23 protein-coding genes are annotated in these 20814 nt (G+C 57.2%); 6 read left to right on the top strand and 17 right to left on the bottom strand.

The window, feature by feature from the left end; translation table 11 throughout:
- The 13 genes from ACR0NF_RS06820 to ACR0NF_RS06760 form a co-directional block, all read right to left on the bottom strand.
- A complete protein-coding gene (locus ACR0NF_RS06820) occupies positions 1 to 1338 on the bottom strand; it encodes a DUF6638 family protein (protein ID WP_480777984.1) in 1338 nt (445 codons plus the stop codon).
- A complete protein-coding gene (locus ACR0NF_RS06815; RefSeq protein ID WP_480777983.1) occupies positions 1335 to 2132 on the bottom strand; it encodes a hypothetical protein in 798 nt (265 codons plus the stop codon). Before ACR0NF_RS06815 ends, ACR0NF_RS06820 begins: the two co-directional genes overlap by 4 nt.
- The gene (locus tag ACR0NF_RS06810; RefSeq protein ID WP_480777982.1) at positions 2125 to 4062 is read right to left on the bottom strand and encodes an AAA family ATPase; all 1938 of its coding nucleotides are present in this window, start codon (positions 4060 to 4062) and stop codon (positions 2125 to 2127) included. The genes ACR0NF_RS06815 and ACR0NF_RS06810 overlap by 8 nt, the downstream gene beginning before the upstream one ends.
- Positions 4063 to 4084: 22 nt before the next feature.
- Entirely contained in the window at positions 4085 to 5203 is a 1119-nt protein-coding gene (locus tag ACR0NF_RS06805) for a hypothetical protein (protein WP_480471143.1), read from the bottom strand.
- Entirely contained in the window at positions 5196 to 5471 is a 276-nt protein-coding gene (locus ACR0NF_RS06800; RefSeq protein WP_480471144.1) for a hypothetical protein, read from the bottom strand. The genes ACR0NF_RS06805 and ACR0NF_RS06800 overlap by 8 nt, the downstream gene beginning before the upstream one ends.
- Before the next feature lie 9 nt (positions 5472 to 5480).
- Positions 5481 to 6560 carry a hypothetical protein gene (locus ACR0NF_RS06795; RefSeq protein WP_480777981.1) on the bottom strand — a complete coding sequence of 360 codons (1080 nt, stop codon included), beginning with the start codon at positions 6558 to 6560 and terminating at the stop codon, positions 5481 to 5483.
- A 210-nt stretch (positions 6561 to 6770) separates the two neighbouring features.
- Entirely contained in the window at positions 6771 to 7202 is a 432-nt protein-coding gene (locus ACR0NF_RS06790; RefSeq protein ID WP_480471145.1) for a hypothetical protein, read from the bottom strand.
- A 225-nt stretch (positions 7203 to 7427) separates the two neighbouring features.
- Positions 7428 to 7895, bottom strand: a complete 468-nt coding sequence (locus tag ACR0NF_RS06785; protein ID WP_480471146.1) for an Hsp20 family protein — start codon at positions 7893 to 7895, stop codon at positions 7428 to 7430.
- 122 nt (positions 7896 to 8017) lie between these two features.
- Positions 8018 to 8809 (bottom strand): trypsin-like serine peptidase, encoded by a 792-nt coding sequence (locus ACR0NF_RS06780; RefSeq protein WP_480667176.1) that lies wholly within the window; start codon positions 8807 to 8809, stop codon positions 8018 to 8020.
- A gap of 23 nt (positions 8810 to 8832) precedes the next feature.
- Entirely contained in the window at positions 8833 to 9618 is a 786-nt protein-coding gene (locus ACR0NF_RS06775; protein ID WP_480667175.1) for a trypsin-like serine peptidase, read from the bottom strand.
- 115 nt (positions 9619 to 9733) lie between these two features.
- Entirely contained in the window at positions 9734 to 11047 is a 1314-nt protein-coding gene (gene glcF, locus ACR0NF_RS06770; RefSeq protein ID WP_480777980.1) for a glycolate oxidase subunit GlcF, read from the bottom strand.
- Positions 11048 to 11050: 3 nt separating this feature from the next.
- A complete protein-coding gene (locus ACR0NF_RS06765) occupies positions 11051 to 12151 on the bottom strand; it encodes an FAD-binding protein (protein ID WP_480667173.1) in 1101 nt (366 codons plus the stop codon).
- Between the two features lie 63 nt (positions 12152 to 12214).
- On the bottom strand, positions 12215 to 13654 hold the full coding sequence (locus ACR0NF_RS06760; RefSeq protein WP_480777979.1) for an FAD-linked oxidase C-terminal domain-containing protein: 1440 nt from the start codon (positions 13652 to 13654) through the stop codon (positions 12215 to 12217).
- 79 nt (positions 13655 to 13733) lie between these two features.
- Between ACR0NF_RS06760 and ACR0NF_RS06755 the strand changes: the two genes are divergently transcribed.
- Both ACR0NF_RS06755 and ACR0NF_RS06750 read left to right on the top strand, forming a co-directional pair.
- A complete protein-coding gene (locus ACR0NF_RS06755) occupies positions 13734 to 14444 on the top strand; it encodes a DUF599 domain-containing protein (RefSeq protein WP_480777978.1) in 711 nt (236 codons plus the stop codon).
- Between the two features lie 35 nt (positions 14445 to 14479).
- Positions 14480 to 14827 (top strand): hypothetical protein, encoded by a 348-nt coding sequence (locus tag ACR0NF_RS06750; RefSeq protein ID WP_480660044.1) that lies wholly within the window; start codon positions 14480 to 14482, stop codon positions 14825 to 14827.
- On the opposite strand, the gene ACR0NF_RS06745 is transcribed toward ACR0NF_RS06750, so the two are convergent.
- From ACR0NF_RS06745 to ACR0NF_RS06730, 4 genes are all read right to left on the bottom strand, one after another.
- On the bottom strand, positions 14824 to 15309 hold the full coding sequence (locus ACR0NF_RS06745) for a flavodoxin family protein (protein ID WP_480777977.1): 486 nt from the start codon (positions 15307 to 15309) through the stop codon (positions 14824 to 14826). The genes ACR0NF_RS06750 and ACR0NF_RS06745 overlap by 4 nt on opposite strands.
- Position 15310: 1 nt before the next feature.
- On the bottom strand, positions 15311 to 15781 hold the full coding sequence (gene rlmH / locus ACR0NF_RS06740) for a 23S rRNA (pseudouridine(1915)-N(3))-methyltransferase RlmH (protein WP_480471155.1): 471 nt from the start codon (positions 15779 to 15781) through the stop codon (positions 15311 to 15313).
- 44 nt (positions 15782 to 15825) lie between these two features.
- Positions 15826 to 16188, bottom strand: coding sequence for a ribosome silencing factor (gene rsfS / locus ACR0NF_RS06735; protein ID WP_480471156.1), 363 nt, complete (start codon positions 16186 to 16188; stop codon positions 15826 to 15828).
- Between the two features lie 162 nt (positions 16189 to 16350).
- The gene (locus tag ACR0NF_RS06730) at positions 16351 to 17703 is read right to left on the bottom strand and encodes a mechanosensitive ion channel family protein (RefSeq protein ID WP_480777976.1); all 1353 of its coding nucleotides are present in this window, start codon (positions 17701 to 17703) and stop codon (positions 16351 to 16353) included.
- 102 nt (positions 17704 to 17805) lie between these two features.
- Between ACR0NF_RS06730 and ACR0NF_RS06725 the strand changes: the two genes are divergently transcribed.
- From ACR0NF_RS06725 to leuD, 4 genes are read left to right on the top strand one after another with little or no spacing between them, the layout of a single operon-like run.
- On the top strand, positions 17806 to 17901 hold the full coding sequence (locus ACR0NF_RS06725; protein WP_480471158.1) for an isopropylmalate isomerase: 96 nt from the start codon (positions 17806 to 17808) through the stop codon (positions 17899 to 17901).
- 43 nt (positions 17902 to 17944) lie between these two features.
- Positions 17945 to 19348: a 3-isopropylmalate dehydratase large subunit gene (leuC, locus tag ACR0NF_RS06720; protein ID WP_480471159.1), complete on the top strand. Its 1404-nt coding sequence runs from the start codon at positions 17945 to 17947 to the stop codon at positions 19346 to 19348.
- 37 nt (positions 19349 to 19385) lie between these two features.
- The gene (locus tag ACR0NF_RS06715) at positions 19386 to 19940 is read left to right on the top strand and encodes an HdeD family acid-resistance protein (RefSeq protein WP_480471160.1); all 555 of its coding nucleotides are present in this window, start codon (positions 19386 to 19388) and stop codon (positions 19938 to 19940) included.
- 43 nt (positions 19941 to 19983) lie between these two features.
- On the top strand, positions 19984 to 20589 hold the full coding sequence (gene leuD, locus ACR0NF_RS06710; RefSeq protein WP_480485038.1) for a 3-isopropylmalate dehydratase small subunit: 606 nt from the start codon (positions 19984 to 19986) through the stop codon (positions 20587 to 20589).
- Positions 20590 to 20814: the final 225 nt, after the last annotated feature.

The raw sequence follows: 20814 nt of genomic DNA, 5'->3' as shown, positions 1-20814 counted from the left end.
TCAACCCTTCCTTATCGCGCCCCAAGGACCAACCCGAGCAATGACTGCATCACTGGCACGATCATTGCCGCTCATGTCCGGCTCATGCCCGAACAGTGCGGCGCGGGCGCCTGATTTGTCCACCTGATACTCGCGCGCGAGGAAGTCGGCAACATAGGCTTTCTTGCTCTCGGGCCAGGATTTGTAGGTGTTGTAGAACAGCTCTTTGTGGCAAATGAACAGCTGCCGAGGATCCAGCGGGGCCAGTTCGGAAAGGAGCATGTTGACCAGATCGCGATGCGGTGTATCGGTTGCGCGCAGCGTGTAGAAATAGGCTGGATGATCCGAGGCGATGCGCGGCCATGGCCCCCCATCGGTTGCCCAGCGCAGAAGTTGAGCAAGCCCGTGATACGCCTCGGGCAGGCGATCCGCGTGGTTTCGCGCCAGACGGCGCATATCGCTGCGATCCAACCCGGTCAAATCGACATCCGCATCCGCAGCGGCGGAAATGGTCAGAAAATCCATCTTTTGCCGAAGGATCGCTGCCGAGTTTACGCCCCGCGCCTCGATGATCGTTTCCACCAGTTTATTCAATCCAAGGAACTTGGCGATCTGATTGTGCTGCGTCTTTTGAAACACATGCTTCAAAGGCAGATCGTCCGGCGTTTCGCCCATGCAAATCGCCGCCGGGTGATCGAGATCAGGAAACAGATAGAGCCCGCCGAAATGCGCAGTCCAGAAATTCCGCTGCTCGAACACGATGTGGCGCAGGCGGACGGGGTTGCGAGTGACATCGCCGGTTTCCTTGGCCGTTTCGATCATCTTGGCGATCAGCACATCATCGAACCAGGCGTCCTCTTCGGTTTTAAACTGTTCGACCATGCCCGCCAGTTGCTCAGCCTTGCGCAGGGTGCCGCCTGCAGTGTCGGCCTCAATCTCGATCTTTTTGATATTGAGCAAATCGCCCGGCGTGGTGAGTTCGATGACCGAGTTCACCAGTTCTCCGGCCACCGCATCGGTCGCGGTCAGAGCAAACAGCTGCGCCTCGTTCATTTCTATGAATTCGCGCAGGATATCGCGCGAGGTCGAGAATTTGACGTTCAGCAAAGGCGCGCGTTTCTGCTCGGTCGTCAGCAGGATGAACTGCCGGTTGACCCCGTTGGGGTTGAGGTAAAGCTCGTCCTCCAGCTCAATCCCCACCTCCGGCGAGTAGCCCGAGATATCGACATGGAAATCCGTCAGCGCCGTGGTCTTGCCCGCCAGATGCTGCAACGCGCGGTTATACCGCTCGACCAGAGCCGGGCTGGAGATGTGGACGAGGTTGCCGAACAACAGGCCTTTTTCGATGAGGCGGATCATTCCTTTGCGCCCCAATAGTGCTCATATAATATTGAGTTCAGCGCTTCAAATACGTCCTCTACCGACAACGCATCAAACCTGACTTGTTGAGCTTCCGAAAGACGCTCCCTAACATTTAACATCCTACCGAGAATTCGAAGCAGACCAGCAACGTACCCTGTGTGACACGGAAAAACTTCGATTCTCTGCTTGTTATAGTCAGAGATAATGCCTTCCACAGTTTCGATGCAGTGAGCGGTCCATAACTCGAATTTTCTTTCGGGCTTCAATCCTTTGCCGAAGAAAAAATTGAACGACTGCCGACCTGCCGTTCTAGTGCCGTCCTGTCTTTCGCGAAGATACTTCCACTCCGGGCTATCATTTTCCGATAGATACTTACAAATTTCTTTGATCAACTCCTCAAATAGCTCCCTTGCCCGAGTCTCATCTCGCTGTCGAGCTTCATCCTCAAAGATTTTTGCCTGCGCCGACATAGAGCGTGCCATATCTTGCGTTGCTTCGCGTTGCTCTTTCATCTCAAGTCGCGTCAAACGTAACTCTTCGCGCTGCTCAGCTAACTCTTGGCTCTGGAGCCAGACGGTCACGATGATCCAAATAAAAGCAAGAGCACCTGCGAAGCCCGCTAACGTATCTCCAATTTCATTGGGGCTGCCAGTCAGAAAAGCGTCAAACTTCGTTTTACAACCTCCCATAACACCACAGCTTTCAAGAGACCCCACCCAAAGGCCGAAGGAAACGATTCCCAAAGTAGCAACGACACCCCAAGTTACAGGATGAGCTATGCGGTTAGTCATCCGCTCTTACCTCCAGATAACGCCGCTTGGCTTCTTCCATCCTGCCCATCTCACGGACGGCGTTCTCGATGGCGACCTCGTCGCTCTTGTCGGCATAGCGGAATTCGCTGTCGGCGTAGCGGTTGATCTCTTGCATCACCATCTCGACCGTGATCGGCTGGCGCAGGTCCTCGATCATGGCCTTCTTGGTGTCATAGTCGCGGGACAGGAACAGGTCGGGGTTTTCCATCCATTCGTCGGGCAGTTCGAAATCCATCGCGCGAACCTTGACCGCATCGGTGATGTTCTTGATCGCGCGGCCGGTGAAACGTTCATCCGCGGCTTGGATCGCCTTGAGATAGGTGCCCAGCTTGGCGATCGTGTCCAACTGGCCGATCTCGCCGGACACCCGGTCATAGACTTGCAGTAAAGCGTCCTCATGCGGGTGGGAATGGCTTTCGAAACTGGCGGCGACGGCCTTTTTGATTTCCTGCGCGGCATAAGCCTCGTGTTCGCCCAGCGGGATGTCGTGGTTGCGGCCCATCAGCAGGTGCAGGATGTCGATGTAATCCTCGCGCGTCTGCGGGCCGTCCACCAGAAACCGCGCACCCGCCCGTTGGCGCAGGGCGTCATCCACATTCTCGGGGTAGTTCGAGAACATGCCAAAGGTGCAATTGCCGCGCACAACGGTGTTGGCGCCCGCAAAGCTCTCCATCAGTACAGCGGTGATTTCCAGCTGCCCGGCTGACGACTGCCGGTCGCCGCGTTTGCCTGCAAGCTGGTCGATATCGTCGATGGTGCCGAAGCCGATGACCGAGGGGTCGATGATCGTGTTGATAAACGCCTTGGCGTTCTGGCCGGATTTGCCCTGATAGCTGTCGATATTGTCGGTGCTCAGGTTCTGGTAGCGGAACGGGTAGCCCGCGTTCTGGCAATAGTCATTGATCAGCCCGGCCATCATCTGGATCAGCGTGGTCTTGCCGGTGCCCGGTTTGCCATCGCCCATGAAGGTAAAGATGAACCCACCCAGTTCAGCAAACGGGTTCAGTCGGCGGTCGAAGTCATAGGCCATGACCATCTTGGCCAGCTTCATCGCCTGATACTTGGCGATGTGGTTGCCGACCACCTCGTTCGGCTTCTTGAACGTCATGGTCAGAGTGGTGGATTTGGCTTTGGAGGCCGGTTCGAACCCCCGGATCGTCAGATCATCCGCCTCGATATGCCAGGCGGCGTTCTGGAACGGGGCCAGATGGCCTGCGGATTGGGCGCGCAAGGCGGCTTTTTCCATCAGCTGTTCGGCATAAGCGCTGGTGGCAGCGATCAGGTGCGCGTCGTCGGGCGCGTATTTGGCGAGGACTTGGTCCAGCTCCCAAAGCGCGCCGTGCAGGGCGAGTTGGCCGTTGTCAGTCAAGACCTCTTCGATTTCGCCAAGATCAACAGTGGTTTCGCCAAGATGCGAGGATATCAGATAGGCCAATGCGTTGCCGAAGGTGTGTAAAGTGATCAGCGCCTCAGCCGTCAGCAATTCTGAGAACTCTGTCTTTCGGGCGGCTGGCAAATCGCCCGCTAGGTTCGCACGTTTCAGGTCAGCCAGGGGGGTCTGCTCGGCGTACGCCTCGGCTACGGCCAGTGCGATGGCAATAGCACGACGGATGGCCTGTTGCGTGGTCGCCTGCGGCGGAGACACCAGTGTATCGCCATCATCCGAGGCTTCGATCCGTTCGACCAGATGCACTCCGTCCTTCCGCACGGTGCTCCGTGTTACCAGCCCCGGCGTTGTCGACCGAAACCTTCGACCCGTGGTCACGCCCGGAGACCGTTCAACAGCGGTCTCAACTGCCTTTGCAATCCGCGGAGCGTGCTCGAAACCGTTCAGCAAGGCGGTCGCTGCGGGATAATGCTTGCGAATATCGTCTTCGCGCAATTCCATTTGATCTGACGTCAAACTCATTTCAAAATCGCTTTCACTGTCTTCAATATCTCAAGACCTGCCCGGCCTTGCTGACGACGAACTTGCGTACGTCGACAAAACCCGGCGGGTTGCGTTCGGCCAGCACCTGAAACGGTCGCTGGGGCAGGATGATCGAGCGTTGGGTGCGCGTGGCCCCGGTCTCGGCCCCCTGCCCGCCGAACGGGTCCAGCGCAAAGACTTCGCGCTCGACGGTCGAGAACCACCCGGCGCGTTCTTCAATCACCTCTTCGCTTTCCAGTTCTTCAGTGGTCCAGGCCAGTGCCCAGTCCTGACCTTGCGGAGACTGCGCGTCCTCCAGCACTTGCCGCAGAGGGCCGGATTGCTCGGTATAGGCCGAGGAATACATCGGCCCCACATGGATGCGGCGCATGTGTTTGGGGTGCAGGTCGTCGAAATCCTGATCGAACCCTTTGGCTATGGTCACCAGTTTCAACCCGCCCAGAGACTGCGCCATCAGATGCGCCTGCACTTCGGGCCAGCGGCGTTGGTCTTTGGGAAGGGCGGTTTTGCCGCTATCCTCCAGCTGCATCAGATAGATGACCGGCAGGTTGATCTGACTGTCATAGACCGCCCAATGGATCATGAACTTGCGCCGTTCGCCCTCATTCCCGATCCAGTGGCATTCGGGATCGTTGCGGGCCCAGAACAGCTGACCTTTCAGCAATTCCTCGTAATAGAGCCTTTGGGACAGCGCGAATTGCAGTTTGGTCGGGATTTCCTGATCGCCAATGATCGTCCGCACCATGTCGGTTTTCAGGTCGTCTTCCGAGGGCATATTCGCCAGATGCACCTGCGCCTGTTGCGCATCATTGGCCATCGTCAGCAGCTCGGCCGCCACCGGAAACCCGCTGTCGCGCTTGTCCATGGCGAGGCTGCCAAAGAACCGCCCGGTATCGCGCCCGACCAGCAGGTACTTCATGCTGAGCGCTCGGAAGGTGTAGAGCAGCCCTGAGAGGTAGCGCGATACGATTCGCACCTCTTGTTTCGAGATCGCGCCTTCGGCCTCCATCGTCGCGGCCACGCGCAGGAGGTGGACGGTGATCACCTCGAATTTGCGGAAATAGCGGCGCGAGGCAAAGGTGTCGGTCAGACCGACATGGTCTTGGGTGGGGTCAGTCATTATCCACGCGCTCTTTTCTTTGTCGGCGACCGAACAACTTCTCATCAAGCTGTTCAAGCTTGATGAGACCGTTGGCGAACAGAACGCAGAGGCAGAATGTCACCAAAAGAACACCCGCTATCAGCACAAGTTTAGTCACCAAATGGTCTGGCATTAAATTAGCTGTCAGAAGAAGCAAAGTTAGGAACCCGCCAAAGACAACAAAGAGAATCCCTATTCTGAACCTGTCGCGTATACCCTTTGGCTTGCCTTTGGAACGGAACGTCACTGAAGCGCCTCACCCGCCATACAAATTCTTATCATGCTTCTCGACAATCGAGGCGAACCGGCGGGCAAAGCGTTCATCCGCCTTGGCCTTTTTCTCCAGCACGTCGCGGGCAAAGACCATGTGGTCCTCATGCGCCTCGAGCATGTCGGCCATTTTCTGGTTGGTCGCGGTGCCGATAGCGGCCATGGCGGTTTGCGCCTCTTGGTCGGTTTGCACACCGATCTCGTTGATGCGGTGGGCCACGTCCTGCTGCTGTGCAGTTTTCAGCGATTTGGTCAGGGCGTCATACAGCACCACGCGTTGTTGCGTGTCTGTCTGCAGCTTGTTGATCAGCACCATCTGCGTCGCCGCCTGATTTTGGAGTGAATCGACCCAGGTTTTGCCCTTTTCGATATAGCGCTCCAGCGTCTGAGACTTGGCCAGCTTGACCTGCTCTTCCTGAACCTTGGCGTTGTACTGCTTGTTCAACTCGGCCAGTTCAGTTTCCAGCTGGGTCCGCGCAGCGGCGTCCTGTTCGACGCTGATTTTGTTTTCCAGCGTGATGATTGTCGGGTCCATACCCTGAATCTCGGCGCGCAGTGCTTCCAACTCGGCCACCGTCGCCTCACGGTCATCCAGCGTGACAGTTAGGTTGTCTTCGACCTTGACGCGCTGTTCCTCCAGTACCGACAACTGCCCTTCCAGCAACTTTACGATCACATCGGACTTGGCGATCAGGTCCTGCAGCTTGTCATCAATATTGGCGGTGCGCATGCGTTCCTGCCGCATGGACTCGGATTTGGCCTTGGCGAAGATGCCGACGAACGACTCCCACCCGGTTTTCGAACGCATTTCGTCGAAATCCTTGGAAAACGCGTTGGTCACGTCGTCGAGCCCCATGATCAGCTCGGCGATGTTGGCGTTCATCACCTCGGTTTGGGCGTGCACATCTTCCAAAGTGGCATTTTCAATGTCGATATCCGCCTCGGCGGTTCCGATCTTGGCACGAGCTGCTTCGATCCGTGAGGTCAAGCCTTCAATCTGCGATTGGCTTTCGCGGACTTTCTGTTGCGTCTCTTGAATCAATGCTTCGAATTGCTGGTTCGACATCTGCTATCCCTATTCTTCTTATCATCCAATGACATAGAGAATGTTATGGCAATTTACATCCCCTTGGGTCTCCAAATCACCAAGACTGTGACAAACTCGACGCCAAAAAGATAGACGCAGAGACAAGGCCGAGACACATTGCCTGCTGGTTTTCAGAAGGGAAAATAGAAGCGCTTGGTTTTCTTAAGTTGAAGCTGCCGATGGGCAAGCTCAGTAGTTCGAATACCGGAAATTAACCACAGAATCATCTTGAATAGCGCAATGGGCTTTTATGTGGCTCCGCGCATCATTGCTGTCCTTCGAGCGCGCGACCTCCAAATCAATCAGATCGATGCCATCAGAATTCGTCGTATAGGAAAGCGTCCGCTCAAAATCGACGGCATAGTAGCCTTGATTGCTCATGGCGGTGTGGGTCCGATGCATACAAAGCCCGATCGCATTCTCCTCGGGCGAAATATGCGGGTGCTTCTGGTATTTTGATCCGTGCTTGTGATGGTGTTTGGCGATCGACGCTCCCAGCACACCCAACGCGACCCCAGCGATAAGCGCTCCGGTATCGTTGGCACGGGTTGGTGTCGCGGTCAGTGTGGTCGATGCAACAACGGCACAGACTATAGCGGCAAAAACGGATTTCATTCGCATCTATTTCGTCTCCCTCTGAAGGCAGTGAACAAAATTCAGTTCATTGAAGTGTTCCAGAAGAGACTAGCCTGACGACCTAAACTATTGCCAGATCTTAGTGAGAACGTGCTGCCCGCCATGTCCGGGGTCACGTTGGATACAACTTCGCCCCGCGCCTGGAGGAACGCGGGGCGTGTGTTGCGATAATCCAGAGAGGAAGAGATTACCGCAAGGTGATCAAATGCCTCAGTTCACGGCCTTGGCGTCAACTACGTCCTTTTCGATGGCCTTGGCCGAAGAGATCTCAATCTTGCGCGGTTTCAGGGCCTCAGGCACCTCGCGCTTGAGGTCGATGTTCAGCATGCCGTTTTCGTGGCTCGCGCCGGTGACGCGCACGTGGTCGGCCAGAGCGAAACGGCGCTCGAATGCGCGGGTGGCGATGCCACGGTGCAGATAGCTGCGCTCTTTGTCTTCAGCGGCTTTCTTGCCAGAGACGACCAGCGAGTTCTCTTTCACTTCGACCGACAGATCGTTTTCCGAGAAGCCGGCGACAGCAACAGAAATCCGGTAGGTGTCGACGTCGGTTTTCTCGATATTGTACGGTGGATAGCTGGGCTGAGCCACGTCGTTGGTCAAAACCCGGTCCATCATATCTGCAACGCGGTCAAAACCGATGGTTGCGCGGTGCAGCGGTGCAAAATCAAATGTACGCATGTGTCATATCCTCTTCATTGAGCGATTTGCGAATGTGCCCTCCGTTTTGGACGGGCGGTGATTGCACGGGCCCCTGTTCAGGCGACCCGATACAGCTCAGATGGGAAGAGAATTGGCGCGGTTCAAGACCCGCCTGCGCTGATAAACTTGGCGCCAGAACTTGATTTGTCAGTCCCCGGCTGCAGCCTGCGGATTGTCGCAGTCGGACGCGGCGCATCGCGGCGCATCATAGCCTTCAGTTCCGAGACGATGCCTGAAAGCTCCATGCCGTAGCCGATCTTGCGACGGCCGTCAGACGCACCCGCAGATACAACCGAGAGAATCTGCCAGCGTGGCCCGTTCTTGGCCAGGATCGCGGAACCGGACGATCCGAATGTGATGTCGCAATCAAAACTGATCAACCCCTGCCCGCGCTGCAAAATCTGGCACGATCGCTGACGCGTGATCGCCTCGGCCCGACCGCGCCCGTATGAGGCGACGCTGATCTCGCTGTCGGTGACTCTCCCACTGAACAAGGCGAACGGATCGGCGATGGCATAAGGAATGGGTTCTTCCAAGCGCATTAGAGCCACATCAACGCGGATTCTAGGCACGGAAACCGGTGCGTTGGCGATGAAATCTGGATGCGCGGCGATCTGGATAACCTTGCGCTCTGCAAGAGCTTCACCATCACTTAACCCCGCGCGAAAGGTCACCTCTCCGGGGGCATAAGGTTTACCGGTTGCTTTGTTCAATGCGCAATGCGCAGCCGTCAACACCATGTCCTTCGCAATCAGGGTGCCGGTGCAGAAGCCACTGCTGCCGATATCGAGCCGACCGACGGCCTCCCAACCGTACAGGTCATCGCGATCAGTCAGACGTCGCTTGCCACTGTTCTGAGCGTTCGCGGAAGTGAAAAGAACGGAAAAGATCAATGAAAAAATAAGAAAGGATCGGGTCATGGTTTCAGAAATTTCGCTCCTAGATTCTTGGAACCGTTGACCCGTGATGCGTTCAGGCCGCGCCCTTGCGACAACTCGGCTTGCAGCAGCTCAAGCGACTGATCCAATGCTGTGCCCAGCGCCACGCTTTTGCCGTGCATCTCGGCCTTGGCGGCCACGACAGAAACAATGCGCGGACGCTCACCATCGAATGAGAAGATTGGTGCCCCAGAAGACCCAAAATCGACATCGCAGGACATCACCAGAATACCGGCCTGACGCGCCATGACCGAGCAGACCTCTTGCAGTGACGGCGCCTCGGCCCGGTCATGGGCATAAGATACTACACCTACGTCCTCGCCGTTTGACGGGCGATCTCCCGTTTCAAACGGCATGACAGCGGTATTCCGGATCGGCTGCCGCAGCTCGATCAATGCAATATCGTGACGCACCCGCGTAGCCGAGGACCCGCCATCATATTCGTACTGGGGATGTACGACAGTGCGCTGTGCTGCCCGATAGGCCAACGCGTGACCCAACCGCCAGCCAGCCAGAAACTCGATCCGTGCCGGATCAATCGGTTGCTTTGTAACCTTGTCGAACAGACAATGCGCTGCCGTCAGCACCAACGTGGGCGAGATCAACGCCCCGGTGCAAAATCCGGTTCCGTCGATATCCAGACGCCCCACAGCCATCCACGCGCGTCCAGCATGCGAGGTCTCAAGGCGTTCCAGCCCGGTATCCTGTGCCTGCGTGGCCATGGGGAGCAGGCTGAGTGCAAAGGCCGTGATCCAGTTGCGCACGTGGGTCTCCGGTCATTGGGTCCGGCCCCGAGTCGTACGCGCGAGGTGCGGCAAAATTAGGGCAGCACCGCCACAGGGCTTTGACTCCCAACAATGCCGTGTTGCTCCAATGGGATCAGCGCAGGATTGGAATCTCTGACGATTCTGCGCACATGGCGCGCGGACGTGGGCCTCCGGTTGCCCAATCCAATAGCTCCACCGTATGCACCACGGGCGTCTTGGTGCCAGAACCGATCTGCATCATGCAGCCGATATTTCCTGCCGCGATCACATCCGGTTTCTTTGCCTCAAGCGTGCGCACTTTGCGCTGCTTCAGCTTGGCTGAAATCTCGGGCTGCATCAGGTTATACGTCCCGGCACTGCCACAACACAGATGGCTGTCAACAGGCTCTAACACGGTAAATCCGGCCCGCTTTAACAGATCTTTCGGATGCGATTTGATCTGCTGGCCATGTTGGAGCGAGCATGCCGCGTGATAAGCAACAACCAAATCCTGACCCATCATTTCCGGCAGATCGAGTTGCACAAGCAGCTCGCTGATATCCATGGCAATCTCTGAGACTCGCGCGGCATCCTGCGCCAACGGATCGTTGCGGAACATATGACCATAGTCTTTCACCGTCGTACCACAACCGGATGTGTTTATGACGATGGCGTCCAGCCCATCCGTATCCATCTCACGCGCCCAGGCACGAATATTGGCCGCGGCGGCACGGTGACTTTCGGCAGTCTTTCCCATGTGATGGGTCAACGCACCGCAGCAACCTGCACCTTCGGCCACGACCACCTCACATCCCAAACGCGTCAACAGGCGGATCGTGGCGTCATTGATTTCCGTATTGAGTGCCTTCTGTGCGCAGCCCGTCATCAATGCAACCCGCTTTATCGGCGTGCCTTTGGGTGTGAAACTCTGCGGATCGTCATTGCGGCTGACCGGGGGAATATGTTTCGGCGCCATGTCGAGCATCGCCCGTAATCTGGCATCTGGCATCAGGAACCTGAACGGCCTACCCAGCTTGGCCCCGATCAGCGCCCAGCGAAATCGCATCGGATAGGGCAATATCCGCGACAGAACCCAGCGCAGCATACGATCTGTCAGAGGCCGCTTGTAATTTGCCTCGATATATTCCCGTGCGTGATCAACTAGATGCATATAGTGCACGCCCGAAGGACAGGTCGTCATGCACGCCAGGCATGAGAGGCACCGGTCAATATGTTTGACCGTTTTCTCATCCGGAACACGCTCATTCTCCAGCATGTCCTTGATCAGATAGATACGGCCGCGCGGGCTGTCCAACTCATCGCCCAGTACCTGATAGGTGGGGCAAGTCGCTGTGCAAAACCCGCAATGCACACAGCTCCGCAGAATCTCGTTCGAGCGCTGGATCGCCGGGTCCTGCAGTTGCTTTTCACTAAAGGTCGTCTGCATCGCCTACCCCATTAGCCCCGGATTGAAGATACCGCGTGGGTCAAATTTAGCCTGAATTCCTCGCGTTAGAGCCGAAATAGCCGCATCCTCTGGTTGAAATCTCCCAAGTTTTGCGAAGGTCTCATGATCCGCACGCACCAGAGTCGCATGGCCAGCAAATGCACCCAACCGGGTTCTGAGATTCGTTCCAGCCGGGACGCATACCCAGATTAACCCGCCGCCCCAGTCAAGCAGCAACTGGTCGGCCTTGGCGCGAGCGACGATCTCTGATGCATCGCCGGGTTTGACAGACAAACGCCAGACGTCCCCTTGCTTGCCCTTAAACGCATGAACATCGCGAATGGCCGTCCAGATCGACGCAGGGTCAACCTCTTCTGACACAGAACCTAACTGCCCTAACACCGATGTCAGTCTATCAACCCGATACGCAACTGAATCTGCAAAACCTTCGACCCTAACAAAGGCTTTTTGTGCACCTGGATCATACGCCGCGCCGGTGACCTCAAACGGAGATTTCAACGCCGCCGACAGCGCTTGCACCGCCGTTTCGACATTTGGTACCGCAATCGTTAAGGTCGCGACCTGTTCCGGTTTGGGTAACACTTTCAGCGAGACTTCTGTCAACACACCCAAAGTGCCCCATGACCCGCCCATCAGCTTGACCAGATCATAGCCAGTGACGTTTTTCATTACCCGGCCACCATTCTTAACCACTTGGCCAAGACCATCGACGTAACGCACGCCCAACAGAAAATCCCGACAAGCCCCCGCCTGAATGCGCCGAGGGCCCGATATATTAGCCGCGACAACCCCACCAATGGTCGGTGTGCCTTCGATCCCCAGCAACCCGCGATGATCCATCGGCTCAAAAGCCAGTTGCTGCCCTTCCGCATCCAGCGTCGCTTCAATCTCAGCCAATGGCGTCCCCGCCTGTACCACAAGGGTCAACGCTCCGGGCTCATAAAGTGCAATACCGCTCAACCCTGCTGTGCTCAGCACAGGTTCCGCCCCGGTCACCCCGCGCGTTCCGCCACCGGCAATCCGCACGGGACCATTCAGCCCCGCCACCATCTCGGCCAGTTCCGCTTCTGTCTCTGGTCCCATATCACTTCTTCTGTTCAAAAATAATCAGTAGCCTTGCACCACGTAAGGCACAGATCTGGCCCGCTATTCTGCTGCCATCCGACGCCCCTCAGACGCGTCCAGAGGGAACACCTTTGCCGGGTTCAACAACCACGCTGGATCGAACACATCCTTGACCGCCATCTGCGCCTCAAGATCAGCGGATGCGTATTGATGATGCATCAGATCGCGCTTTTCGATCCCCACGCCATGCTCGCCGGTCAGGCAGCCGCCCTCATCAACGCAGAGCTTTAGGATCTCGGCCCCGAAAGCCTCGCATTTCTCAAGATCGCCAGGCTTGTTGGCATCAAACAGGATCAGAGGGTGCATATTCCCATCCCCCGCATGAAAGACATTGCCGACGGGCAGGCCGTATTCGACGCTCAACTCGCCGATCCGGCGCAACACGGCAGGCAGTGCAGAAACAGGTATTGTTCCATCAAGGCACATATAATCGTTCATCTGCCCCATCGCCCCAAAGGCCGATTTTCGACCCAGCCAGATCTTGGCGCTTTCCTCCGCCGACTGACTCTCACGCAATTCGACCGGGTTGTGCCGTTTGGCGATCTCAACAATCTTCGACAATTGATAGTCGATCTCGGCCTCCGAGCCCTCAACCTCGACAATCAACAACGCTTCGCAATCGGGATATCCAGCCTTGGCGAAATTCTCACAGGCCTGAATACACAAACGGTCCATGAACTCGATCGCGACTGGTAGGATGCCCGATTTGATAATGTCAGAGACACATTGACCAGCGATCTCGTTGTCATCAAACCCCATCAACACAGGCCGGGCGCCCTCTGGCTTGCGCAGAATGCGCAACGTGGCCTCAGTCACCACGCCCAGCTGCCCTTCGGAGCCGCAGATAACGCCCAGCAAGTCCAGCCCACCCGCGTCCAGATACGCGCCTCCGATTTCGACCACGGTGCCGTCCATCATCACCATGGTCACGCCCATCAGGTTATTCGTGGTCACACCGTATTTCAGACAATGCGCACCACCGGAGTTCATCGCGATATTGCCCGCAATCGCGCAGGCCAATTGAGATGACGGATCGGGCGCGTAAAAGAAATCTTCTTCCTCGACCGCGCCGGTGACGCTCAAATTGGTGCGGCCCGACTGAACTCTGATGAAACGGTTGTCATAGTCGACCTCCAGCACATTATTCATCCGCGCCACACCCAGAATGACGCAATCCGCTGTGGGCAAAGCACCTCCGGCCAGCGAGGTACCCGACCCGCGCGGCACCACCGGCACGCCCTCGTCATGGCAAATGCGCAGAATGTCCGAAACCTCCTGCGTGTTCGACGGCAGAACGGCAAGCATCGGTGGGCATCGGTAAGCCGTCAGCGCATCACATTCATAGGCGCGGGTCTCAGCAGGATCGTGAATGATCGCATCTTCAGGCAGAACCTGCGACAATCGCGCGACGACTCGGGATTTGCGGCTGAGGACCGCGGGGCTTGGCGTGGGCATTTCCATGGTTGACCTCCATTTGGTAAAATAATATTACCAATTTATCCATCTGGCAAGTTCGCACCTGCGGTCCTACTGTCGCAGCATGACCTGGATTGATCGCGCCGCTCTGTTTTCGTCGTTGGACTACATCGCCATCACGCTGCTGCTTGGTGCTTGGCTGGGCATCGGCTGGCGCATCGAAAACCCCTCACCCAAAAAACAATCCGTGGCAATGATGATGGATGACTTTCGTCGCGGTTGGATGCGGGAAATGGTCACCCGGCAACCTCGCATGTTCGACGCACAGGTCGTGGCAGCGATGCGGCAGGGCAGTACGTTTTTTGCATCGACCACGATGATCGCAATTGGTGGCGGCCTGGCACTGCTGGGCAATACCGAGCGTCTGGCCGGTGTCGCCAATGATTTGGCTATTGGCAGCGCGCCCGCCGTTGTGTGGGAGATCAAGATACTGATCGTGATCCTTTTTCTCGCCAACGCCTTCCTGAAATATGTCTGGGCTCATCGCCTGTTTGGCTATTGCGCGATTCTGATGGCCGCGGTGCCCAACGAGCCCGAAGACTCCGCCGCATATCCACGCGCAGCGCAAGCAGCCGAGATTTGCGTCACCGCTGCACGCAGCTTTAACCGTGCTTTGCGGGCGACTTATTTTGCACTGGCGTCATTGGCGTGGATCCTCGGCCCCGTGGCCCTGATGGTCGGCGCGGTAATCACCTTTGGCGTGCTCTACCGGCGGGAGTTTGCGTCGCAATCCCGGTCCATCCTGATGAAACAGACGGCTAACACAAAGACGTGATCCCATTTGCGGCACCAACTCCGTACATTCACACCATGCGATATGTGATTCTTGCGGCCCTTCTGGCCAGCCCCGCCCTTGCCGATGATCCTGTCATCGAAAACGTCACCGCCAAGCAAAGCGGCGATACGTGGCGATTCGACGTCACCGTCTCACATCCTGAAACCGGCTGGGATGATTATGCCGACGGTTGGCGCGTGCTGGATATGGACGGGACAGAGCTTGGGATGCGCGTACTGCATCACCCGCATGAGAACGAACAGCCCTTTACCCGGTCATTGAGTGGCGTCGCTATCCCGGTCGGTACTGCTCAGGTACAAGTTCAGGCCCGCACCAATGTGGATGGTTGGGCAAAAGATACCTTTGTGGTTCCCCTTAACTAAAACACGCCCAACGTCAGACCCGCGCCCAGCGCCGCGCCGATTTCGCGGCATTGCTTCAGTTGATCCTGTGGAATGGTCTTTTCGGCCAGAATGGCCTCAGACGTTTGCGCGTGGGTGCAGAGGATCAGCGGTGGCTGCACCTCTTTCAGCCGCCAGCCGGTGGCAATACGGGCGATCTGGCGGGCGGCGTTTTCCCCGTCGGACCCGGCGCAGATCATCTGGGCATAGGGGCGGCCTTCGATCTTGCCCAGCACAGGATAGTAGCTACGGTCGAAGAACTCTTTCATGAGGCCCGAAATCGCCGCCAGATTCTCGGGTGCGCAAAAGATGTAACCATCAGCGGCCAGCAGGTCGTTGGGCCCGGCTTGATCGGCGAATTTCAGCACGACCTCCGCCTCGTCCCGTGCCGCTTCGGCTGCGGCTTCGGCCATTTGCCGGGCACCGCCGGTGCGCGAATGGTAAACGATCAGAAGCTGCGCCATGTCAAACCCGGTGATAGGGACCGCCCGACAAGATGGTTGCGGCCCGATAGAGTTGCTCGGCCAGCATCACACGGACCAGCATATGAGGCCAGACCATCGATCCGAATGAGATGGAAAAATCTGCTTCAGCCCGCAGGTTAGGATCTATTCCGTCCGCTCCACCGATGATCAGCGCCAGATCCTGCCGCCCGGCATCGCGCCAGCCGCCCAGCTTCTGCGCAAAATCCGGCGACGACATCACCCGCCCGCGTTCGTCCAGTGTGCAGATCACAGCGCCTTTGGGTAGTGCCTTGCGCAGCAGGGCGGCCTCGGCCCCCATGCCCGCGTTTTTCTTGTCTTCAACCTCAATCACCCGTGCGGGACCAAGGCCCAGCGCACGGCCGGTCCGGTCAAAACGGGTCAGGTAGTCGTCAAGCAGGGATTTCTCCGGTCCGGCGCGCAATCGCCCAACCGCAACTATGCTGATACGCATATCTCTCTCGCCTCCGGCCCTTCAATACAGGCCGGGATGGCGCCTCAGTTCGCCGAGGCGCTGCCGCCCTGAGGCAGCCACATCTTTTCCAGCTGATAGAATTCACGCACTTCGGGGCGGAAGATATGGACGATCACGTCGCCCGTATCGATCAACACCCAGTCGCCGGCATCCTTGCCTTCGACCTTCGAGGTGAAACCGAACTCCTGCTTGATACGATCCATCAGCTTTTCCGCCATGGCCGAAACCTGACGGGTCGACCGACCCGAGGCAATCACCATGTGATCCGCAACAGAAGACTTACCTTGCAGGTTGATCTGCACGACGTCTTCGGCCTTGTCATCGGAAAGTGAGGAAAGGATACGTTCAAGCAGCTTATCGCTGATTGACTGAGAGCGGGCCATCATGCTGGCCCCATCTTCGGCGGGCAAACCCGCCTGTGTATGTAGAGACAGGACATAGTCCTCCTTTGCAACGCGCCGCCAAATCCCCGGCGCTGGGGTACTAATAAGGTAACAAGGGGATTGCAACATTTCAATAAACGCGCTGTTTCAGTCCGTGACATCCGCTCACTCTTTGGCGAGCTGTTGCGCCTCGGCGTCGTCGGACAGCAGGCGCACTTCGCGCTGCGGGAAAGGCAGCGAGATCTCTTCGGCCTGAAATGCGTCCCACAGCGCAAGATAGACATTGCCCCGGATATTGGTCAGCCCCTTGGTCGGATCGCTGATCCAGAACCGCAGCACATAGTCCACGCTGCTGTCGCCAAAACCGGTGATGTGGCAGACAGGCTCATGTGACCCACCGCTCAGTACCCGACCGACGGTTTTCACGGCCCGGATCGCCGTGGCACGCACCTTGTGCGGGTCATCGCCATAGCTGGTGCCAAACTCAAGATCCAGCCGAACGAACTTGTCGGAATGCGACCAGTTCACAACCTGATTGGTGATCAGGTCTTCATTCGGGATCAGGTACTCCCGTCCGTCCCGCGTCACCACCGAAACATAACGTGCGCCAAGCGCGTTGATCCAACCAAACGTGTCGCCGAGCGAGATCACGTCACCGGGTTTGATCGACCGGTCCATCAGGATGATGATGCCCGAAATCAGGTTCGAGACCACCTTTTGCAATCCGAAACCGATCCCCACACCGATTGCGCCAGATAACAGAGCTATCCCCGTCAGATCGAAGCCCAACGTGCGGATCGCCGCCATGAAAACCGCGCCATACAGCAGCACCTGAATGCCCTTGGCCAGCAGGACCTGCATCGACGGCGTGATGTCATCGTTGCTCTTAAGGCCACGCTCCGCTGCCCGAGTTCCGAGCCGAGCAAGCGTCAACAGCACGCCGATCAGCAGAACCGCTTTGATGATCCCCAAAGCCGAGATGTGCAGATCACCGATAGACAGCGCCACGCCGTCGAGAAACCCTGCGACGTCATCCGTCAGGTTCAGCGCAATCAGCGTTGCATAGACCCACATGGACCACTTGAATATCTGCTGCAACGTCCGATTGCGCACCAGCCGCGAGACCAGCGCAATCGCAAGCCAAGCTGCAGCCAGTGTCGCAAAAACGCCAATGATATAGCTGCGCGAGGGCCATGTTGCCTGCTGCATGATCCAATACAGGCCCCACGAGAGCACCACGAAATAGACCAGAGTAAGACGGCGCATCAGCTGGATCAAAATACGCAAACGCCATTTCGGCCAACCCGTGCGGGCACGGGCCCAAGTCTCCCATCGGGTCTGGGTCAACAGCTTCAGCAGAAACGCCAGCCCCCAGAGGAACAGGATGATAACCAGTTGGTATTGCCGCCAGCCCGGCGTTACGATCAGCTCGATCAGGTTTTCCAACTGTTCTGAAAAGGCCGCCGTCATGTTGGCATAAAGCTCGGACAGCGTTTCCGGTAGCAAATCCTTATTCATGTCCCCAGCTTGGACAGCGTTGATGCGCGATGCAAGCCCACAGCCGGATTGAACCTTGATTGACGACAAACCCCGTTATATCTGGTGCGCATGAGACTCAATGTGGCCCAAGAACAGAATCTGGAAGACCGCGCGCGCCTGCGTGAACGGTTCTTTGGGGCTGCCCGCACGGTCTTGGCCTGCCTATCGGCGGCCTGAGCCAACTCGCCAGCTATTTCTCATTACATACGGGAGAGGACCGATGTCCCCCAAAACACTCTATGACAAGATCTGGGATGCCCATGTCGCGCATGAAGCCGATGATGGCACCTGCCTGCTTTATATCGATCGCCACTTGGTGCACGAAGTCACTAGTCCGCAGGCCTTTGAAGGTCTGCGCATGGCCGGTCGACCAGTACGCGCACCAGAGAAAACCATCGCTGTGCCGGATCACAACGTCCCAACCACGCCGGATCGGGTGAACGGGATCGAAAACCCCGAATCGCGTATTCAAGTCGAAGCTTTGGATAAGAACGCCAAGGATTTCGGCATCCACTATTATCCAGTGAATGATATTCGTCAGGGTATCGTACACATCGTCGGCCCCGAGCAAGGCTGGACCCTGCCCGGCATGACCGTTGTCTGTGGCGACAGCCACACCGCCACTCACGGTGCATTCGGCGCGCTGGCGCATGGTATCGGCACGTCCGAGGTTGAACACGTACTGGCCACGCAGACCCTGATCCAAAAGAAATCCAAGAACATGAAGGTCGAGATCACCGGCAAACTGCAGCCGGGCGTGACCGCCAAGGACATCACTCTGGCCGTGATCGGGGAAACCGGCACCGCGGGCGGTACCGGCTATGTCATCGAATATAGCGGCGAAGCGATCCGCGATCTATCGATGGAAGGCCGCATGACCGTCTGCAATATGGCCATCGAAGGTGGCGCACGCGCGGGTCTTATTGCACCAGACGAGACCACGTTCGAATATGTCAAAGGTCGCCCTCATGCCCCGAAAGGTGCCCAGTGGGAAGCCGCGATGGACTGGTGGAAAACCCTCTATACCGACGAAGGTGCGCATTTTGACAAGGTCATCACCCTGCGCGGCGAAGACATTGCTCCGGTCGTCACATGGGGCACCAGCCCCGAGGATGTACTGCCGATCACCGCATCCGTACCGCACCCCGAAGATTTCGAAGGCGGTAAAGTCGACGCGGCCCGCCGTTCGATCGAGTACATGGGTCTGGAAGCCGGTCAGAAGCTGAGCGATGTCGAAATCGATACCGTTTTCATCGGCTCATGCACCAACGGCCGCATCGAGGACCTGCGCGCCGCGGCTGAGATCCTGAAAGGTAAGAAGATCAAGGACGGGATGCGCGCCATGGTCGTGCCCGGTTCGGGTCTGGTGCGTGCTCAGGCCGAAGAAGAAGGTCTGGCGGACATCTTCAAAGAGGCCGGATTCGAATGGCGTCTGGCCGGATGCTCGATGTGTCTGGCGATGAACCCCGACCAGCTGCAACCGGGCGAGCGCTGCGCTGCGACTTCGAACCGCAACTTCGAAGGTCGTCAGGGTCGAGGTGGACGTACCCATCTGCTGAGCCCGGCAATGGCTGCCGCAGCGGCAATCACAGGACGGCTGACAGACGTCCGCGAACTGATGTAAGGTGCCCTCATATCTAGATATTTGAGGGATTGAAGACATGAGTGACTGGATCAAATGGCTTTTGCTTGGACTGCTGTCCATCGCGTTTGGCGTCTTTGTGCTGGGCGCACCGGTGGTGGCATCCGTGGCTGTAACGGTCGTAACCGGTGTGCTGCTGCTGATTGCAGGCGCATTGCAGCTGGTCGGCGGCTTCACCGTTGAAGGCGCTGGCAACAAGATCCTGTCGCTCATCATGGGTGCGGTCATGCTGTTTCTGGGCTGGTCCTTCCTGGATCACCCGCTGCAGGGCACGCTGACGCTGGCGACCGTGATGCTGATCCTGTTCATGGCAGGTGGCATCGCGCGGGTCATCCTGTCGTTCCAGATGAAGGGAACGCAGTTTTTCTGGCCCACGCTGATCTCGGGCATCTTGTCGATCGTTCTGGCCGGTATCATCTGGTCTTATGCGGCGGCGGAACCCGCGGCCCTGCTGAGCTTGCTGGGTATCCTGCTGGGCATCGAGATGCTGTTCAACGGGTTTGGATTGGTCTTCATGGCGTTCTTCGTCAAGAACGCACCCAAGGACGAAACAACAAAAGCCAAAGAGGCTTAAACGCAGGATACAGGGCGCGGCCCTCTCCTGCAGGAGTGTAGAGATGGAAAAGTTCGAAAAAGTCCACGGGGTGGCCGCCCCAATGCCACTGATCAACATCGACACCGATATGATCATCCCCAAAGTGCATCTGAAAACCATCAAGCGGTCCGGTCTGGGCGTCGTTCTGTTTGACGAGATGCGCTATCACGATGACGGGCAGGAGAATGAAGAGTTCGTTCTGAACAAACCCGCCTATCGACAGACCGAGATTCTGGTTGCTGGCGACAATTTCGGCTGCGGCTCATCGCGCGAACATGCGCCTTGGGCGATCAAGGATTTCGGCATCAAGGTCGTGATCTCGACCAGCTTCGCCGACATCTTTTTTAACAACTGCTTCAAGAACGGCATCCTGCCGATCGTGGTCGAAGAAGAGCACCACGCGATTCTGATGGACGACGCACACAAAGGCGAAAACGCCCGCATGACTGTGCATCTGGAAGATCAGAAGATCACCACATCGGATGGTGTTGAAATTGAATTCGACATCGACCCGCACCGCAAACACTGCCTGCTGAACGGTCTGGATGACATTGGTCTGACCATGGAAAAAGACCATCACATCGACAAATTCGAGGATCACGCAAGCCAGTCCCGCCCTTGGGTATGATTCTGGGGACGAATCTGTTGATACTCAACCTTACGGGGTCGCAAGCGCGGCCCCGTTCGCATTCTTGGGGCTAAAAGTCCGCAAACCACTACATCTAGGTATCATATTGAGATACACGTCGAATTTGCGTCGAAAATGATGCAATCCCGCACCAGTTGCGCCATCATTTTGCCCGAAAGTGCGTGTTTTCTGCACTCCGGCTTGAGCGAAATACCGCTTATCGTC

The organism is Ruegeria sp. CF4 (genome assembly GCF_056537345.1).
This window is presented reverse-complemented; position numbering and strand designations above follow the sequence as displayed.

What these genes read in the sequence shown, in the direction of transcription:
- ACR0NF_RS06820 (WP_480777984.1), bottom strand. Translation starts at nt 1,338, where the DNA reads ATGATCCGCCTCATCGAAAAAGGCCTGTTGTTCGGCAACCTCGTCCAC.
- ACR0NF_RS06815 (WP_480777983.1), bottom strand. Translation starts at nt 2,132, where the DNA reads ATGACTAACCGCATAGCTCATCCTGTAACTTGGGGTGTCGTTGCTACT.
- ACR0NF_RS06810 (WP_480777982.1), bottom strand. Translation starts at nt 4,062, where the DNA reads ATGAGTTTGACGTCAGATCAAATGGAATTGCGCGAAGACGATATTCGC.
- ACR0NF_RS06805 (WP_480471143.1), bottom strand. Translation starts at nt 5,203, where the DNA reads ATGACTGACCCCACCCAAGACCATGTCGGTCTGACCGACACCTTTGCC.
- ACR0NF_RS06795 (WP_480777981.1), bottom strand. Translation starts at nt 6,560, where the DNA reads ATGTCGAACCAGCAATTCGAAGCATTGATTCAAGAGACGCAACAGAAA.
- ACR0NF_RS06790 (WP_480471145.1), bottom strand. Translation starts at nt 7,202, where the DNA reads ATGCGAATGAAATCCGTTTTTGCCGCTATAGTCTGTGCCGTTGTTGCA.
- ACR0NF_RS06785 (WP_480471146.1), bottom strand. Translation starts at nt 7,895, where the DNA reads ATGCGTACATTTGATTTTGCACCGCTGCACCGCGCAACCATCGGTTTT.
- glcF (WP_480777980.1), bottom strand. Translation starts at nt 11,047, where the DNA reads ATGCAGACGACCTTTAGTGAAAAGCAACTGCAGGACCCGGCGATCCAG.
- ACR0NF_RS06765 (WP_480667173.1), bottom strand. Translation starts at nt 12,151, where the DNA reads ATGGGACCAGAGACAGAAGCGGAACTGGCCGAGATGGTGGCGGGGCTG.
- ACR0NF_RS06760 (WP_480777979.1), bottom strand. Translation starts at nt 13,654, where the DNA reads ATGGAAATGCCCACGCCAAGCCCCGCGGTCCTCAGCCGCAAATCCCGA.
- ACR0NF_RS06755 (WP_480777978.1), top strand. Translation starts at nt 13,734, where the DNA reads ATGACCTGGATTGATCGCGCCGCTCTGTTTTCGTCGTTGGACTACATC.
- ACR0NF_RS06750 (WP_480660044.1), top strand. Translation starts at nt 14,480, where the DNA reads ATGCGATATGTGATTCTTGCGGCCCTTCTGGCCAGCCCCGCCCTTGCC.
- ACR0NF_RS06745 (WP_480777977.1), bottom strand. Translation starts at nt 15,309, where the DNA reads ATGGCGCAGCTTCTGATCGTTTACCATTCGCGCACCGGCGGTGCCCGG.
- rlmH (WP_480471155.1), bottom strand. Translation starts at nt 15,781, where the DNA reads ATGCGTATCAGCATAGTTGCGGTTGGGCGATTGCGCGCCGGACCGGAG.
- rsfS (WP_480471156.1), bottom strand. Translation starts at nt 16,188, where the DNA reads ATGATGGCCCGCTCTCAGTCAATCAGCGATAAGCTGCTTGAACGTATC.
- ACR0NF_RS06730 (WP_480777976.1), bottom strand. Translation starts at nt 17,703, where the DNA reads ATGAATAAGGATTTGCTACCGGAAACGCTGTCCGAGCTTTATGCCAAC.
- leuC (WP_480471159.1), top strand. Translation starts at nt 17,945, where the DNA reads ATGTCCCCCAAAACACTCTATGACAAGATCTGGGATGCCCATGTCGCG.
- ACR0NF_RS06715 (WP_480471160.1), top strand. Translation starts at nt 19,386, where the DNA reads ATGAGTGACTGGATCAAATGGCTTTTGCTTGGACTGCTGTCCATCGCG.
- leuD (WP_480485038.1), top strand. Translation starts at nt 19,984, where the DNA reads ATGGAAAAGTTCGAAAAAGTCCACGGGGTGGCCGCCCCAATGCCACTG.